Below are 15,413 nucleotides of genomic sequence, written 5' to 3'. Positions count from 1 at the left end.
CCGGGTCGGCACGCGTTCGGCGCGCGGACCAGGAAGGATCGACTCATGGCACCCACCCCAGGCCCCGGTCACCCCATGGCGCATCCGCCCGCGGGCGCGCTCCTCGGCGCGGTCGAGGACGGGCTGACCGTCTTCCGGGCCGTGCCCTACGCCGCGCCCCCGGTCGGCGAGCTGCGGTGGCGGCCCGCGCGGCCGCATCCGGGCTGGAGCGGCACCCGGGACGCGACCGCCGACGGGCCCAGCGCCCCGCAGATGTACATGGAGGGCGGTGACCCCGTCCTCGGCGGACACGGCTCGCCGCCCTTCGACGAGGACTGCCTGACCCTCGACATCTGGACCCCCGCGGTCGACGACGCCCGCCGACCGGTGCTGGTCTGGATCCACGGCGGCGGCTTCGTATCGGGCTCCGGGTCACTGCCGAACTACTCCGGCGCGACCTTCTCCCGCGACGGGGACTTGGTCGTCGTCAGCATCAACTACCGCATCGGCCCGCTCGGTTACCTCCTCACCGGCACCGAGGACGAGCCCGACGGCTCCGGCGCCAACCACTGGCTGAGCGACCAGCTCGCCGCCCTGCGCTGGGTACGGGAGAACATCTCCGCCTTCGGCGGCGACCCCGAATCGATCACCGTCGCGGGCCAGTCGGGCGGCGCGGTGTCCACGGCCGCCCTCGCGGGACTGCCCGAGGCCCGCGGACTGATCCGCCGGGTGATCCTGATGAGCCCGCCGTTCGGGCTGGACCTCCCCACCCCTGACGCCTACCGGGAGCACACCACCGCGTACCTGGAGCTCGCCGGGGTCAAGACCCTCGCCGAACTGCGCACCCTGCCGTGGCCCGAGCTGATCGCCGCCATGGGCGGGCTCTTCGCCCTGACGACGCGGTGGGGGTACTGGCCCACGCCGTTCCTGCCCGTGATCGACGGCGTCACCCTGCCCCGCCACCCGGCCCTGGCCCTGCTGAACGGCGCCGCCGCGGACATCGAGGTGATGATCGGCTGGACGCGGGAGGAGGCCAACTTCGGATTCGCCCTGAACGAGGCCTACGCCGCGGCCGGCCGGGAGCAGGTGACCGCCCGGATCGCGGACACCTTCGGCCCCGAAGCCGCCCCCGGCGCGTACGCGGCGTACGAGCGCGCCCGCCCGGGGGGCGGGCCCGCCGGCGTCCTGATGGACCTCATCACCGATGAGCTCTTCCGCGTGCCCGCCCTCCGGCTGGCCGAAGCGCGGGCCGCGTCGGGGCGTCCGGTGTGGGCCTATCAGTTCGACCTCCCGGCAGCCGCCTACGACGGCCGGCTCGGGGCCGCCCACTGTCTCGAACTTCCCTTCGCCTTCGCCAACTTCGACCAGTGGGCCCACGCTCCCCTGACGGCCGGGCTCGATCCCGCCGTCCGGGACGGGCTCGCGCACACCATGCACGAAGCCTGGATCGCCTTCGTCCGCACCGGCGACCCGAACCATCCGGACATGCCGAACTGGAACCCGTACGAGCAGGACACCCGCACCACCATGCGCTTCGACACCGTGGTCGGCGCGCTCGACGACCTCGCCGGGGATTCCCTGCGCCTGCACGAGGGAGCGCTCTCGCGACCCGAATAGGCCCGCCCGCCCATCCGGGCGGGCCCGCGCTCCCTTGATCTAACTCGTGTAACCTTCGAAGGGAAGGATCGAGCCGATCAAGAGGAGCGTCGATCGACGTCATGGCAAAAGACACTCCTGTTCCGGCGTCCCCGACCAGCGCCGACGTGGCCCGCCTCGCCGGGGTGTCCCGCGCCACGGTCTCATTCGTCCTCAACGACACCCAGGGCCACCGCGTCGGCGAAGCCGCCCGCGCGCGCGTCCTCGACGCCGCCCGGCAGCTGGGCTACGTACCGCACGCCGCGGCCCGGTCCCTGCGGGCCGGTCGCAGCAATCTCGTCCTGATGCCCTCGTCGATCTCAGCGGTCGGCCGCCTCGTCAGCGACTGGGTCGACGACCTGCACAGCGAGCTGGAGCGGCACGGCTACACCGCGGTCCTGCACGCCGGACGTTTCGACAATTCCCTCGACGCCGCCCGCGCCTGGGCCGAACTGCGTCCGGCGGCCGTCATCGCCCTCGACGGCGACCGCCTCACCGAGCAGGCCGCCGATCTGCTCCGGCGCGCCGGGGTACGGGGGCTGATCGCCTTCGCCGCCCGCCCCGTGCCCGGCGTGCACACCATCGGCTTCGACCACGCCCTCATCGGGAGCACCGCCGCCGAGCACCTGATCGCGCGCGGCCGGACCCGTATCGGCGTGGTCATGCCCCAGGAACGCGGCCTCGGCCTGTTCGCCGAGCCGAGGCTCATCGGCGCCGAATCGGTGGCCGCCCGCCACATGGCCACGGTGACTCCGGTGGAACTCGCCTACACCCGGGAGTCCGCGACCGCGCTGGCCCGGCGCTGGCGGAGCCTCGGGCTGGACTCCGTCTTCGCGTACAACGACGAGTACGCCGCCCTGCTCCTCCACGCGCTACGGGCCGAGGGGATCTCCGTACCGCAGGACGTGGCGGTCATGGGTTCCGACGACCTGCTCCTCTCCGCCCTCCAGGAACCCCCGCTGACCTCGATCCGCCTCCAACTGGCCTCCCCGGCCATGGTCGCCGACGCCGTGCACGACCTGATCGAAACGGGCACCACGGCGCCCGTACCGGACATAGAGGCGATCCTGGTCCAACGCGAAACCACCTGAGCACCGCCCACCGACGGGGCCGGGAATCGGCCCCCGAGCGCGTGTCGACTCACGGCGAGGCGTCCGGGATCGTGGGCGTCGCCGTCTCGTGGAGATGCGCCTCAACCGGACCCAGGTGCTGGTCGTGGGCCAGGACGATCTCGTCCGCGAGGTTGAGGATGCGGATGGTGCCGCCGGGAAACCGGACGGTGACACCGACGGCGAAGTCGTAGGTGTCGTGCCGGTAGCGGATCTCCCGGACGGCGAGGATCCGCCGGCCGACGAACCGCGTCATGGGGAAGTCGGGTAGGTCCTCCTCGACCGTGGTGCGGCCGTATTCGTCCATGCCGTAAGGGCCGTGAGGCCGGTCGATCTCCAGGGACAGCCCGTCGCCCGGTGTGTGGAACCGGACGGGGCCAAGGCCCTCCATGTGGAGCCACATGTGCAGGAGGGAGGGCTCGGTCTCCTGGTAGTGGTGCCAGGACGTCGTCACCTTCAGCAGGTGCCTCCCGACCAGGTCCTCAGCGTTGATCATCCGCCGATGCTGCCATGACGCTCCACGATTCGGCACTCCGCATCCGGTCTTCTCGTCGAACCATGTCCGTACGCCCTCCTGCTCCGTCCGAGGCGTCCGCCCGCCTGTATGGATCAAGCCGGGGAGCCGAGCGCGGGCGCCCGTGGTCGGCTGGGCTCGGTCGGCCGCGGCGCCCTGACGGCCGGTCCGGAAGCGCAGAAGGAGGAGTCCCCCGATGTCTCGTCGGCATGTTCCGGCCGTCCTCGGCCTCGTGGCGGGCGCGTTGGTGGCGGTCCCCGCCCCGGCCGCCCACGCCGCCACGGTGCGGGTTCCCTGCTCGGTTCCCGATCTGATCGCCGCGATCACCACCGCGAACGGCTCACCAGGACCGGACACCCTCCAGCTGGCGCACACGTGCACCTACGGGCTGACGGCTCCGGACCCGGTGAATCCCGGCAACGGGCTGCCGGTGATCACCAGCGAGATCACCATCGACGGGCGCGGGGCCACGATCAAGCGGGACGAGCGAGGGCGCAAGGTGCCGCAGTTCCGGATCCTCTTCGTAGGCCCGGCGGGGAACCTCACGCTCGACCGCACCACGATCAGCGGCGGCTTCGCCACGGACTGCCCCGCTTTCCCCGACCCGCCGGGCCTGGCCTGCGGCGGCGGCATCTCCAACGCCGGAAAGATGAGCGTGACCCGCAGCAGAATCACCGGGAACACGTCCCGCTCGGACGTGTTCGCCCAGGGCGGCGGCATCGACAGCCCCGGCACCGGCAGCGTGAGCGGGACCGAGGTGAGCGGAAACCACGTCATCTACAGCGGCTCCGACCTCGGCAGCGGCGCCGCGGGAGGCGGCATCGCCAACGACGGTCCGCTCACGGTCACCGATTCCCGGCTGACCGGGAACACGGCCACCGTCACCGAGAACACCCAGAGCTTCGCGTTCGGGGCCGGCATCATCAGCTTCGCGGAGACGACCGTTCGGGACACGGTCGTCAGCAAGAACCGTGCCTTCGCGCGGGGCGGGTTCGCGCGCGGCGCCGTCTCCAACGGCATCCCGGAGCCGGGCCGGATGACCATCACCGGCGGCGGCATCACGGACAACACCTCCGACAGCCCGCACGGCACGGCCCAGGGCGGCGGCATCGCCAACAACGCCCTGATGACCGTGAGCGGCGTGAAGATCAGCGGCAACCGGGCCGTCGCGGAGAACGGGACCGCTCGCGGCGGCGGCGTCCGCGTGGGCCCCTTCGGGACACTCGACCTGGCCGACAGCCGGATCACCGGCAATACCGCCGACGCACCGGGCGGCACGGCTCAGGGCGGCGGCCTCGACAATCCTGACGGCGGCAGCCTGACGGCCAAGCGCAACGAGGTCCTGCGCAACACGGCCGTCGCGAAGGGCGGCACCGCGCAGGGCGGCGGCCTCTACACCGCCGGCGGACCCGAGGGTCTGGGCGGCACGACGCTGGAGGAGAACGCTCTCACGCACAACCGGGCGGGTGACGGCGGCGGCATCTTCAAGGCCTCCGGGGTCCTCACGCTGAAGGGTGACGACGTCCGCGCCAATCGGCCGAACAACTGCGGCCCGGCCGGGGCCGTCCCCGGCTGCACCGGCTGACGACGCTCCGGCGACGACGCTCCGGCGACGACGGCCCCGGCCGCGGCAGGTGCCGCCGCCGGGGCCGTCGCTTCTCCCCCTACGAGCCTCAGGCGCCCAGGTGGCGGGCGAGGAAGGCCACGCTGTCGGCGACGATGCGGCCGATGTCGGGCGAGCCTAGGAAGATGTGGTCCGCGCCTTCCACCGGGGTCAGGAGCACCTCGCCCCCGGCCTTCGTGAGGGCCGCGGCGAGTTCCTCGCTCTGGCTGTACGGGACCAGGCCGTCGAGGGTTCCGTGGACCAGGAGGAACGGCGGCGGGTCGGAGCCCTCGACGGCGTACGTGACCGGGCTCGCGGCCCGCGCCAGGTCCGGGCTCTCCGCGACGGACGCGCCCAGCAGGGCTTCGTACGGGTCGGGGAACTCGGCTCCGCCGGGCAGCGGCGGGAACGCCGGCATGGGGTGCTCGGAGAGGGTGACCAGGTCGGAGACCCCGTACCAGTCGACGACGGCCCGTACGGCGGTGTCGCCGGCGCCCACTCCGTGCGCGCCCTCCAGCGCCGCGGCGTCCGGGGTGTCCGCGCCGACGACCCCGGCGAGGGCCGCCAGGTGGCCACCGGCGGACTCGCCCCAGACACCGATCCGGTCCGGGTCGAGGCCCAGCTCGGTGGCGAACTGCCGGACGTAGCGGATAGCGGCCTTCACGTCGTGCAGCTGGGCCGGGAAGGGGGCCTCCAGGCTGTGCCGGTAGTCGATCGAGACGAGGGCCAGCCCCGCCCCCAGCACCGACCCGTGCAGCAGCTCGACGGGCACGGTCGGCGGCGGGTAGCGCCGGTCGCCGTCCAGCCAGCCGCCGCCGTGGATCCACACCACCACCGGGAAGCGGCCCTCACCCGCGGGTACGTGGACGTCGAGCAGCCGGGGACGGTAGCCGGGCGAGGTCGCGTAGGTGATCCCCTCGAAGCGGCGGACTCCGTCCGCGTCCACGACGGGGGACACGGGGGTCCGGAACGGCGGCGGCGGCCAGGTCATGTCCGCCGTGTCGATCGCGGCGGGGGGCGATTGGGTCATTGCGGCCCTTCCAATCTGCTCGGCCCAGGGGGCCGACGGGTCCAGGTGCGGGTCGGCGGATCCGGCCCCGGCCTCGCGAACGGTGCGGACAAGGCTTCGTAACGTATGTCCGAAATGCTTGCGCGAGCCGGGGAGGAGGCCTAGCGTGTTACACGTGTAATCACGACTCTAGCGACGCGTTTCCGCAGACCACAAGAGCACGGGCCGTCTCAGTTCCCCGGCAGTTACACGAGCCACTGCGCAAATGTCGTCGCCTTCCCCTCCGGGAGCACGCCATGCTCACCTCCACACCCCCCGCCATCCGGTCCACTACGGGCCCGGACGCCGCCGCCCTCGCCACCGCCCCCGCCCCCACCCCCCGGGCCCGCGGCTTCGGCCGCTGGGCCGCGGAGCCCACCGCGGCGACCGTTCCCCTGATCCGCTCCCGCGTGCGCTCGGTGCTCGAGGGCTGGGAGGTCTCCGCCGAGATCGCGGACGTCCTGCTGCTGGCCGCGAGCGAGCTGGTCGGGAACGTCGTCCTGCACGCCGGCGGCGCGGGCCGTCTGCGCGTCGAGGTCTCCCTGCGCGGGGGCTGGCTCCTGCTGGAGGTCACCGACGGATCCCCCTCACTGCCCCGGCTGCCGCACCCGCGGGGCGAGGTGGACCAGGACTCCGAGGACGGGCGCGGCCTGCTGATCGTGCACCTGATGGCCACCGAGGTCGGCGGCCGACTCAGCGTCCAGGCCGATGAGTTCGGCAAATCCGTGCGCGTGCGCGTACCGGCCGCCTGACGGGATCAAGGGGAACCGAGGGGGGTCGAGGGGGCCGAGAAGACCGGTCGAGGGGGACGATTGCCTCACATAGATATGGCGAGGAATTGACGGCCGCCAATTTATCGAGATACTTGCCCCATCTCCCCCGCTGCTCCCTGAACGAGGTGCCGCCCCATGGAGCTCTCCCCTTCGGCGCACGCCGATACCTTCTGCCGCGACCGGCTCCCGCCGTTCGACCTCTGGCCCGAACTCCACTTCGACCTGCCGGAGTTGGACTATCCGGACCGGCTCAATTGCGCCCGCAGCCTCCTCGACGACGCCGTCGAGCGCTGGGGCCCCGACCGCCCCTGTCTGCTGACCGCCGAGGAACGCTGGACCTACGGCGAACTGCGTCAGCGTGCCGACCAGGTCGCCCAGGTGCTCACCGAGGACCTCGGCATCGTCCCCGGCAACCGCGTACTGCTGCGCGGCCCGAACACCCCCTGGCTCGTCGCCGCCTGGTTCGGCGTGCTCAAGGCCGGCGGCGTGGCCGTCACCACGGTGCCGCTGCTCCGCGCCACCGAGATCGCCGCGCTGTGCCGGATCAGCCGCCCCGCCGTCGCCCTGTGCGACCACCGCTACCTCGAGGAGATCGAGGCGGCGGTCGGCTTCGCCACCGATGCCGAACCGGACGCCGCCGAGTACACCGCCCCGCGGGTGCTCGCGTACGGCGGCTCCGGCGAGGACGACCTCACCGTCCGCTGCTCGTCCAAGGCCGGTGTCTTCACCACCGTGGACACCGCCGCGGACGACGTGGCCCTGATCGCCTTCACCTCCGGCACCACCGGGCGCCCCAAGGCGACCCTGCACTTCCACCGGGACGTGCTCGCCAACGCCGACACCTTCTCCCGGCACGTCCTGCGCCCGCGGCCCGACGACGTGTTCACCGGCACCCCGCCGCTCGCGTTCACCTTCGGGCTCGGCGGGCTGGTGGTCTTCCCCTTGCGCGTCGGGGCCGCCACCCTGCTCGTCGAGTCCGCGACGCCGCAGCAGTTGGCCGACCTGGTCGCCGCACACGGGGTGACCGTCCTGTTCACGGCGCCCACCGCCTACCGCGCGATCCTGGCCGCGGGTGCGGCGGGCCGGCTCGCCGGGCTGCGCCGCTGCGTATCCGCGGGCGAGCCCCTGCCCGCCGCCGTGTGGGAGGAGTTCCACGCCGCCACCGGGCTGCGCATCATCGACGGCATCGGCGCCACCGAGATGCTCCACGTGTTCATCTCGGCGGCCGACGAGGACATCCGGCCCGGCTCCACGGGCCGGCCGGTACCGGGCTACCGCGCCGCCGTGGTGGACGCGGACGGGGTACCCGTTCCCGACGGCCGGCCCGGTCTCCTGGCCGTCACCGGACCCACCGGCTGCCGCTACCTGGACGACCCGCGCCAGTCCACGTACGTCCGGGGCGGCTGGAACATCACGGGCGACACCTACGTCCGCGACGCCGAGGGCTACTTCTGGTACGTGGCCCGCAGCGACGACATGATCGTCTCCTCGGGCTACAACATCGCCGGTCCCGAGGTCGAGAAGGCGCTGGCCGACCATCCCCACGTGGCGGACTGCGGTGTGGTCGGGGTCCCCGACGAACGCCGCGGCATGCTCGTCAAGGCGTACGTGGTGCTGCGCGCGGGCGTCCCGGCCGTCCCGGAGACGGTCCGCGAGCTCCAGGAGCACGTCAAGGCGACGATCGCCCCGTTCAAGTACCCGCGTGCGGTGGAGTTCGTCACCGAGCTCCCCCGTACGGAGACCGGCAAGCTCCGGCGCGGGGAACTCCGCACCCGGGGCCGGGAACCGGCCGAGGCCGCCCCCGCCGCTGCCGCAGCGGCCGCACCGGCACCCGCACCGGTGCCGGCACCGGACGACGGCGGGTGCTCCGCCGGGTGTCCCGAGGCGCGGGTGCCGGACCTGCCCAGCGTCGTCGTCGAGCGCCGGGTCGAGTGGGCCGACACCGACGCCGCGGGCCACTACCACCACTCCACCGTGATCCGCTGGGTCGAGGCGGCCGAGGCCGTGCTGCTGCGCCGCCTGGGCCTGTCGCACCTCTTCGGCAGCACGCCCCGCGTCCACTTCGAGGCCGACTACCGGGCCCGGCTCTGGTTCGGCGAGGCCGTGCGGACGGAGCTGCGCGTCACCAAGGTCGGCGCGAGTTCCCTCCACTACGCCTTCACCGTCCGCGGTGAACCGGGCCCGAAGGGACCCGAAGGCGCGGAGGGACCCGAAGGCCCGGAGGCGGCCACCGGCCGCATGGTCATCGCCCACTCCGCCGCCCGTGCGACGGGGAGCGCTCCCTGGCCCGCCGAGGTCCGCGAGGTGCTCACGAAGGCCGGCCGGCAGGCCCCCGAACTGATCGAGAACAACCGAGGAGGCGCCCCGTGCGCATAGCAGTCATCGGAGGCGGGCCGGGCGGCCTGTACTTCGCCGCCCTGGCCAAGCAGATCTCCCCGCACTGGGAGGTGACCGTCTGGGAGCGCAACGCTCCCGACGACACCTTCGGCTTCGGGGTGGTCTTCTCCGACGAGACCCTCGACGGCATCGCCCAGGCCGACCCCGTCGTACACGCCGCGATGTCGGCGGAGTTCGCCCGCTGGAGCGACATCGACGTCCGCCACCGCGGCCGGACCCTGACCTCCGGCGGGCACGGTTTCGCCGCGCTGGGCCGGCGCCGGCTGCTGCAGATCCTCCAGGACCGCTGCGCCGCCCTGGAGGTGGACGTCCGCTACCGCACGCAGTCCCCCTCGCCGCGGCAACTGGCCGCCGAGTACGACCTGGTGGTCGCCTGCGACGGCGTGCGCTCGGCCACCCGGGCCGCCTACGCCGACACCTTCGCCGCCGATCTCGACGAGCGCCCGGGCCGCTACATGTGGCTGGGCACCGACAAGGTCTTCGAGGCCTTCACCTTCATCGTCGAGGAGCGGGACTTCGGCACCCTCCAGGTGCACGCGTACCCGTACGACGACACCCGCTCGACCTTCATCGTCGAGATGGACGAGGAGACCTGGCAGCGCGGCGGTTTCGCCGGGGCGGCCGGGGCGGCCGGCCCGGACCTGGCGCCCGGCGCCAGTGACGAGGAGGGGATCCGCCGCTGCGAGGAGATCCTCGCCGAGCACCTGGACGGCCACCGGCTCATCCCCAACAACTCCAAGTGGCTGCGCTTCACCACCGTGCGCAACCGCACCTGGCGCCACGGCAACACCGTGCTGCTCGGGGATGCCGCGCACACCGCCCACTTCTCCATCGGTTCCGGCACCAAGCTCGCCATGGAGGACGCCCTCGCGCTGGCCGCCTGCCTGCACGAGCACCCCGGTGTGGAGGGCGCGCTGGCCGCCTACGAGGACGAGCGCAGACCCGTGGTGGAGTCCACCCAGCGGGCGGCGCAGGCCAGCCTGGAGTGGTTCGAGAACATCGACCGGTACACCGGCCAGGATCCGCACCAGTTCGCCTTCAACCTGCTGACCCGCAGCCGCCGCGTCACCTACGACAACCTGCGGGTACGAGACGAGGAGTTCACCACCGCCGTCAACGCCTCGGCGCCGGTGCCGCCCATGTTCCGGCCCTTCCGGCTCGGCGGCCTGCGCCTGCGCAACCGGATCGTCGTACCCCCCATGGCCCTCTCCACGGCCGTCGACGGAGTCCCGGGCGACTTCGACCTCGTCCACCTGGGCACCCAGTCGCTCGGCGGCGCGGCTCTCGTCCTCGCCGGAATGACGGCGGTCAGCGCCGACGGCCGGACCGACGCGGGCTGCCCCGGCCTGTGGACCGACGAGCAGGAGGCCGCCTGGCGGCGGATCACCGCCTTCGCGCACGGCCAGTCCGACACCTGCCTCGGCATCCAGCTCACCCACGCCGGCCGCCGGGCCGCCGGCGGGGCACTGCTCGCCGCCTCCCCGCTGCCCTGGGCCGAGGGCGGCCAGGTGCCCCGAGAGGCGAACCGCGCCGATATGGACCTGGTCGTACGGGACTTCGTTCGCGCGGCCGAGCGCGCCGACCGGGCCGGCTTCGAGGTCCTGGAACTCCAGTACGGGCACGGCCATTTGATCTCCGGATTCCTCTCACCGCTGACCAATCGGCGGACCGACGAGTACGGCGGTCCGGTCACGAACCGGCTGCGCTTCCCGCTCGAAGTGCTGGGCGCGGTACGGACGATGTGGCCGGCCGGGAAGGCTCTCCTGGTCCGGATCTCGGCCGCCGACTGGGCCGAGGGCGGCCTCAACGAGGCGGACGCCGTGCACATCGCGCGCGCCCTGGCCGCGGCGGGCGCCGACGCCCTCGACGTCTCGACCGGCGAGGTCGTCTCCCACGAGCGGCCGGCCTTCGGCCGCAGCTACCAGACCCCGTACGCGGACCTGATCCGCAACACCACCGGGGTGGCGACCATCGCCGTCGGTGCGATCTCCACCTACGACGACGTCAACTCGGTGATCCTCGCGGGCCGCGCCGACCTGTGCGCCGTGGGCCGCGCCCAGCTCCACGACCCCCTGTGGACCCTGCACGCGGCCGCGGCCCAGGGGTACCGCGGACCGGCCGCGCCGTGGGCCCGGTCCTGGCGGGCCGGCAGCGCCCGGCCGCCGGCGGCGCGCACCGACCGGGTGCCGCCCCGCCTCGAACTGCTGCGGCGGCCCGCCGCACCGGTGCACCAGCGATGGCTGCCGCGCGTCGCCGCGCGGGCCCTCTGAACGGAACGGCCGAAGCTCATGCATACGCGCGAGACCCGTAACACCCGCCCCCCGAACGACTTGCCCCGTTTCACCGCGGCCGCCGTACAGGCCGCCCCCGTCTACCTCGATCCGGCCGCCACCGTCGACAAGGCCGTCGCCCTGATCGCGGAGGCGGCCGGGAAGGGCGCCGAACTCGTCGTCTTCCCCGAGGCGTTCGTCCCCGGATACCCGTACTGGAACTGGACGATGAACCCGGTCCAGGGCTCGCCCTGGTTCGAGCGGCTGCAGCGCGCCTCCATCGACGTCCCCGGCCCGCACGTGGACACCCTGCGCGCGGCGGCCCGTCAGTACGGGGTCGTCCTGGTCATCGGCGTCAACGAACGCGCCCCGCACAGCCTGGGCGTGCTCTACAACACGCTGCTGACGATCGGTCCCGACGGCGAACTGCTCGGCGTGCACCGCAAGCTGGTGCCCACCTGGGCGGAGAAGCTCACCTGGACCGGCGGCGACGGCAGTTCCCTGCGCGTCCACCAGACGCCCGTCGGCCCGGTCGGCGCCCTCGCGTGCGGGGAGAACACCAACACCCTGGCCCGTTTCACGCTCCTGGCGCAGGGCGAACTGGTGCACGCCGCCTGCTACATCGCCCTTCCCGTGGCGCCCACCGACTACGACATGGCCGAGGCCATCGCCGTCCGCACCGCGGCCCACAGCTTCGAGGGCAAGGTCTTCTCCGTCGTCGCCTGCTCCACCGTCTCCCCCGAGATCGTCGACGCGGTCGCCGGTGAGGACGAGGCGGTCCGGGCCCTGTTCGCCCGGCCGCGCAGCGCCCTGTCGGGCATCTTCGGCCCCGACGGCCGCCCGGTCACGGAGCCGCTCGTCGACGTCGAGGGCATCGTCTACGCCGAGATCGACCTGAACCGGTGCATCCAGCCGAAGCAGATGCACGACATCACCGGGCACTACAACCGCTTCGACGTCTTCCGCCTCGAAGTGGACAACCGGCCGCGGCAGCCGGTCACCTTCACGGTCCCGCACACCGCCACCCCCGTTCCCGGCCCCGCCGCCACCCCCGAGGAGGACGCATGACCACCGACCAGGACGACACCGCGCTCGGCCGCGCCCGGGTGTCCGACACCCCTGAACTCACCGCCTACTACGGCGAGCTCGAAGCCCTGGACGCGGGTGCGCTGTGGACGGTGGCCAACGACATCGAGCCCTGGTACCCGCAGCCCAAGTCCGTTCCCGTGCTGTGGCGTTACGAGGAGCTGCGGCCGCTGGTCCACAAGGCGCTCGGCCTGGTCCGGGCCGACGACGCGGGCCGCCGCGTCGTGATGCTGGTCAACCCCGGCCGCCGGGACGTCAGCGCCGCCGCCGGGCTGCTCTACACCGGCCTGCAGATCATGGGTCCCGGCGAGGCCATGACCGCCCACCGCCACCAGGCGGCGGCGCTGCGCTTCGTGCACGAGGGCACCGGGGCATGGACCATCGTGGACGGCCAGAAGCTGAAGGTCGGCCCGCGCGACTTCGCCATCACCCCGAACGGCACCTGGCACGAACACGGCAACGACTCCGCCGACGCCCCGGTGATCTGGCAGGACGGCCTCGACATCCCGCTGGTCAACGCCCTGGACGCCGGGTTCTACGAGGTCCACCCCGAGCTGTACCAGCGGCCGGGGAAGGTGGTGAACTCCTCGGTCCTGACCTACGCCGCGAACCTGCTCCCGTACGGCTCGCAGAAGTGGACCCGCCCCTACTCCCCGCTGCTGGCCTACCCGTGGGAGCAGACCTACGAGGCCCTGCGCGGCCTGGCCTCGGCGACCGGCGGCTCCCCGTACGACGGTGTCATCGCGGAGTACACCAACCCGGTGACCGGCGGCTCGGTGATGCCCACGATGAGCGCGCACATGCAGTTGCTGCGCCCGGACGAGGCCACCCAGGCCCACCGCCACACCGGGTCGGTGATCTACACGGCGGCCAAGGGGCACGGGGTGTCGGTGATCGCCGGGCAGCGCTTCGAGTGGAAGCGGGGCGACGTGTTCTGCGTCCCGTCCTGGGCCTGGCACGAGCACCGCAACCTCGATCCGTCCGAGGACGCCTGCCTGTTCTCCTTCAACGATTTCCCCGTGATGCGCTCCCTCGGCTTCCACCGCGAAGAGGCGTACCCCGACAACGGCGGGCACCAGCCCGCCTCCTGAGCCGCGTCGCCGCACCGGACCGCCGGCCCTGACACCGGTCCCGGTGCGGCGGCGCACCCCGCCGCACCCCGCAACCCCCTTCTCTTCTAGGAGCCACCGATGCGACTGGTGACCTACACGACCGCGCCGATGACCGGCACCGCCGACCGTCTGGGAGCCCAGGCCGACGGCCTGGTGTACGACCTCGCGGCGCTCGCCCGGCACGCGGGCGTCGAACTCCCCGCCGACCTGCTCTCCTTCGTCCGGGCCGGCGCCCCCGCCCTCGAGGCGGCCGCCCGCCTGCTGGCCGGCGACCCCGTGGACCGGCCCGCCGGGGCCGTCCACCGGCTGGAGGACGTCACCCTGCGCGCCCCGCTGCGCCCCGGCAAGATCATCGGGGTCGGGCTGAACTACGTGGAGCACGTGGAGGAGTCCAGCCGGAGCCTGGACACCGACAAGGACCTGCCCCCGCGTCCGGTGCTGTTCAGCAAGCCCGCCACCGCCGTCACCGGCCCGGGGGCGCCGATCCTGCACAACGCGGACCTCACGACGCAGCTCGACTGGGAGTGCGAGCTCGCTGTGGTCATCGGCAGGACCGCCTTCCGGGTGACCGAGGAGGAGGCGTACGGCCACATCTTCGGCTACAGCGTCGTCAACGACATCAGCGCCCGCGACCAGCGCCGCTCGGGGCAGTGGTTCTTCTCCAAGGGCCAGGACTCCTACGCCCCCTTCGGCCCGGCCGTGGTCACCGCGGACGAGGTACCGGACCCGATGGACCTCGACCTCGAACTGCGGGTGAACGGGGTCACCAAGCAGAAGTCCAACACCCGCCACATGCTGTTCCCCATCGCGCGGCTCATCGCCGACATCAGCTCGGGCGTGACCCTGGAGCCCGGTGACGTCATCGCGACCGGCTCCCCCTCCGGTGTCGGGGCCGGCATGGTCCCGCCCGAGTTCCTCGTGCCGGGCGACACCGTGGAGGCCACCGTCCAGATCATCGGAACCCTCGCCAACCCCGTCGTCGACGCCCGCTGATCCGGCCCCAGCACCCCCCGACACTCCGTCACAGAACCGAGGAGCCCCCGTGCCGCCCCGTACCTACCGCATCGGCCAGATCGTCCCGAGTTCCAACGTCACCATGGAGACCGAAGTGCCCGCGATCCTGCGGGCCCGCGGGGAGATCGCTCCCGACGAGCGCTTCACCTTCCACTCCAGCCGCATGCGCATGACGCACGTGACGCCGGAGCAGCTCAAGGCCATGGACGCCGATTCCGACCGCTGCGCCGTGGAACTCTCGGACGCCCGGGTCGACGTACTCGGATACGCCTGTCTGGTCGCCATCATGAGCATGGGCCTCGGCTACCACCGTGCCTCCGAGGAACGCCTGCACACGCTCACCGTGGAGAACGGGGCCCCGGCCCCCGTGGTCACCAGCGCGGGCGCCCTGGTCCACGGGCTGCACACGATGGGCGCCAGGAAGGTGGCCCTGCTGGCCCCGTACATGCGCCCGCTCACGCAGACCGTCGTCGACTACCTCACCCACGAGGGCATCGAGGTCATCGACCACCAGGCCCTGGAGATCCCGAACAACCTCGACGTGGCCGCCCACGACCCGGCCAGGCTCCCCGGCCTGGCGCGCGCCCTGGACTACGCCGACGCGGACGCGGTCGTCCTTTCGGCCTGCGTGCAGATGCCCTCGCTCGGCGCCATCGAGGAGGCCGAGCAGCTGCTGGGCAAGCCGGTGGTCTCCGCGGCCGTCTGCACCGCGCACCAGATGTTGCGCTCCCTCGGCCTGCCGGCCGTGTCCCCCGGCGCCGGCCACCTCCTCTCCGGCGCGTACGCGGAGGCTCCCCTGCACCCGCGGACGGGGGCCGAGGGGTGACCGGAGGCGGCCCGGCCGCCGCCCCTCGATAGGATCACCACCCACAC

12 protein-coding genes and 1 pseudogene are annotated in these 15,413 nt (G+C 72.8%); 11 read left to right on the top strand and 2 right to left on the bottom strand.

Features of this window, described 5'->3' with window-relative positions:
- The first annotated feature begins 45 nt into the window (after window positions 1-45).
- Window positions 46-1,596 carry a carboxylesterase/lipase family protein gene (locus OG730_RS38810; RefSeq protein WP_327308694.1) on the top strand — a complete coding sequence of 517 codons (1,551 nt, stop codon included), beginning with the start codon at window positions 46-48 and terminating at the stop codon, window positions 1,594-1,596.
- Between the two features lie 101 nt (window positions 1,597-1,697).
- Entirely contained in the window at window positions 1,698-2,705 is a 1,008-nt protein-coding gene (locus OG730_RS38805; protein ID WP_327308693.1) for a LacI family DNA-binding transcriptional regulator, read from the top strand.
- Between the two features lie 49 nt (window positions 2,706-2,754).
- Here the strand turns inward: OG730_RS38805 and OG730_RS38800 are convergent, their stop codons facing one another.
- Entirely contained in the window at window positions 2,755-3,219 is a 465-nt protein-coding gene (locus tag OG730_RS38800) for a hypothetical protein (protein ID WP_327308692.1), read from the bottom strand.
- A 214-nt stretch (window positions 3,220-3,433) separates the two neighbouring features.
- On the opposite strand from OG730_RS38800, the gene OG730_RS38795 reads away from it, so the two are divergent.
- Entirely contained in the window at window positions 3,434-4,822 is a 1,389-nt protein-coding gene (locus OG730_RS38795) for a hypothetical protein (RefSeq protein WP_327308691.1), read from the top strand.
- 88 nt (window positions 4,823-4,910) lie between these two features.
- Here the strand turns inward: OG730_RS38795 and OG730_RS38790 are convergent, their stop codons facing one another.
- A complete protein-coding gene (locus OG730_RS38790; RefSeq protein ID WP_327308690.1) occupies window positions 4,911-5,870 on the bottom strand; it encodes an alpha/beta hydrolase fold domain-containing protein in 960 nt (319 codons plus the stop codon).
- 275 nt (window positions 5,871-6,145) lie between these two features.
- Here OG730_RS38790 and OG730_RS38785 point away from each other — a divergent pair, with 275 nt between their 5' ends.
- The 8 genes and pseudogenes from OG730_RS38785 to OG730_RS38750 all read left to right on the top strand — a co-directional run bounded on the left by OG730_RS38785 (window position 6,146) and on the right by OG730_RS38750 (window position 15,366).
- Window positions 6,146-6,640: an ATP-binding protein gene (locus OG730_RS38785; RefSeq protein WP_327308689.1), complete on the top strand. Its 495-nt coding sequence runs from the start codon at window positions 6,146-6,148 to the stop codon at window positions 6,638-6,640.
- 156 nt (window positions 6,641-6,796) lie between these two features.
- Window positions 6,797-8,449, top strand: a pseudogene (locus OG730_RS38780) (AMP-binding protein); the annotation flags it as partial.
- 51 nt (window positions 8,450-8,500) lie between these two features.
- Window positions 8,501-9,037 (top strand): acyl-CoA thioesterase, encoded by a 537-nt coding sequence (locus OG730_RS38775; protein WP_327309589.1) that lies wholly within the window; start codon window positions 8,501-8,503, stop codon window positions 9,035-9,037.
- The gene (locus tag OG730_RS38770; protein ID WP_327308688.1) at window positions 9,028-11,328 is read left to right on the top strand and encodes an oxidoreductase; all 2,301 of its coding nucleotides are present in this window, start codon (window positions 9,028-9,030) and stop codon (window positions 11,326-11,328) included. Before OG730_RS38775 ends, OG730_RS38770 begins: the two co-directional genes overlap by 10 nt.
- A gap of 18 nt (window positions 11,329-11,346) precedes the next feature.
- The gene (locus tag OG730_RS38765; protein ID WP_327308687.1) at window positions 11,347-12,396 is read left to right on the top strand and encodes a carbon-nitrogen hydrolase family protein; all 1,050 of its coding nucleotides are present in this window, start codon (window positions 11,347-11,349) and stop codon (window positions 12,394-12,396) included.
- A complete protein-coding gene (locus OG730_RS38760; protein ID WP_327308686.1) occupies window positions 12,393-13,505 on the top strand; it encodes a cupin domain-containing protein in 1,113 nt (370 codons plus the stop codon). Before OG730_RS38765 ends, OG730_RS38760 begins: the two co-directional genes overlap by 4 nt.
- 99 nt (window positions 13,506-13,604) lie before the next feature.
- On the top strand, window positions 13,605-14,519 hold the full coding sequence (locus tag OG730_RS38755; RefSeq protein WP_327308685.1) for a fumarylacetoacetate hydrolase family protein: 915 nt from the start codon (window positions 13,605-13,607) through the stop codon (window positions 14,517-14,519).
- Between the two features lie 103 nt (window positions 14,520-14,622).
- Complete coding sequence (locus OG730_RS38750; protein WP_327309588.1) at window positions 14,623-15,366, top strand: maleate cis-trans isomerase family protein; 744 nt, start codon at window positions 14,623-14,625, stop codon at window positions 15,364-15,366.
- The last annotated feature ends 47 nt before the right edge of the window (window positions 15,367-15,413 follow it).

Source organism: Streptomyces sp. NBC_01298, from assembly GCF_035978755.1.
GTDB lineage: Bacteria > Actinomycetota > Actinomycetes > Streptomycetales > Streptomycetaceae > Streptomyces.
Note: the sequence above shows the minus strand (reverse complement) of the source record. Positions and strands in the feature narration are given on the sequence as shown.

Bases quoted from the DNA above. Each gene is read 5' to 3' on its own strand.
- OG730_RS38810 (WP_327308694.1), top strand. From the start codon at position 46: ATGGCACCCACCCCAGGCCCCGGTCACCCCATGGCGCATCCGCCCGCG.
- OG730_RS38805 (WP_327308693.1), top strand. From the start codon at position 1,698: ATGGCAAAAGACACTCCTGTTCCGGCGTCCCCGACCAGCGCCGACGTG.
- OG730_RS38800 (WP_327308692.1), bottom strand. From the start codon at position 3,219: ATGATCAACGCTGAGGACCTGGTCGGGAGGCACCTGCTGAAGGTGACG.
- OG730_RS38795 (WP_327308691.1), top strand. From the start codon at position 3,434: ATGTCTCGTCGGCATGTTCCGGCCGTCCTCGGCCTCGTGGCGGGCGCG.
- OG730_RS38790 (WP_327308690.1), bottom strand. From the start codon at position 5,870: ATGACCCAATCGCCCCCCGCCGCGATCGACACGGCGGACATGACCTGG.
- OG730_RS38785 (WP_327308689.1), top strand. From the start codon at position 6,146: ATGCTCACCTCCACACCCCCCGCCATCCGGTCCACTACGGGCCCGGAC.
- OG730_RS38765 (WP_327308687.1), top strand. From the start codon at position 11,347: ATGCATACGCGCGAGACCCGTAACACCCGCCCCCCGAACGACTTGCCC.
- OG730_RS38760 (WP_327308686.1), top strand. From the start codon at position 12,393: ATGACCACCGACCAGGACGACACCGCGCTCGGCCGCGCCCGGGTGTCC.
- OG730_RS38755 (WP_327308685.1), top strand. From the start codon at position 13,605: ATGCGACTGGTGACCTACACGACCGCGCCGATGACCGGCACCGCCGAC.
- OG730_RS38750 (WP_327309588.1), top strand. From the start codon at position 14,623: ATGGAGACCGAAGTGCCCGCGATCCTGCGGGCCCGCGGGGAGATCGCT.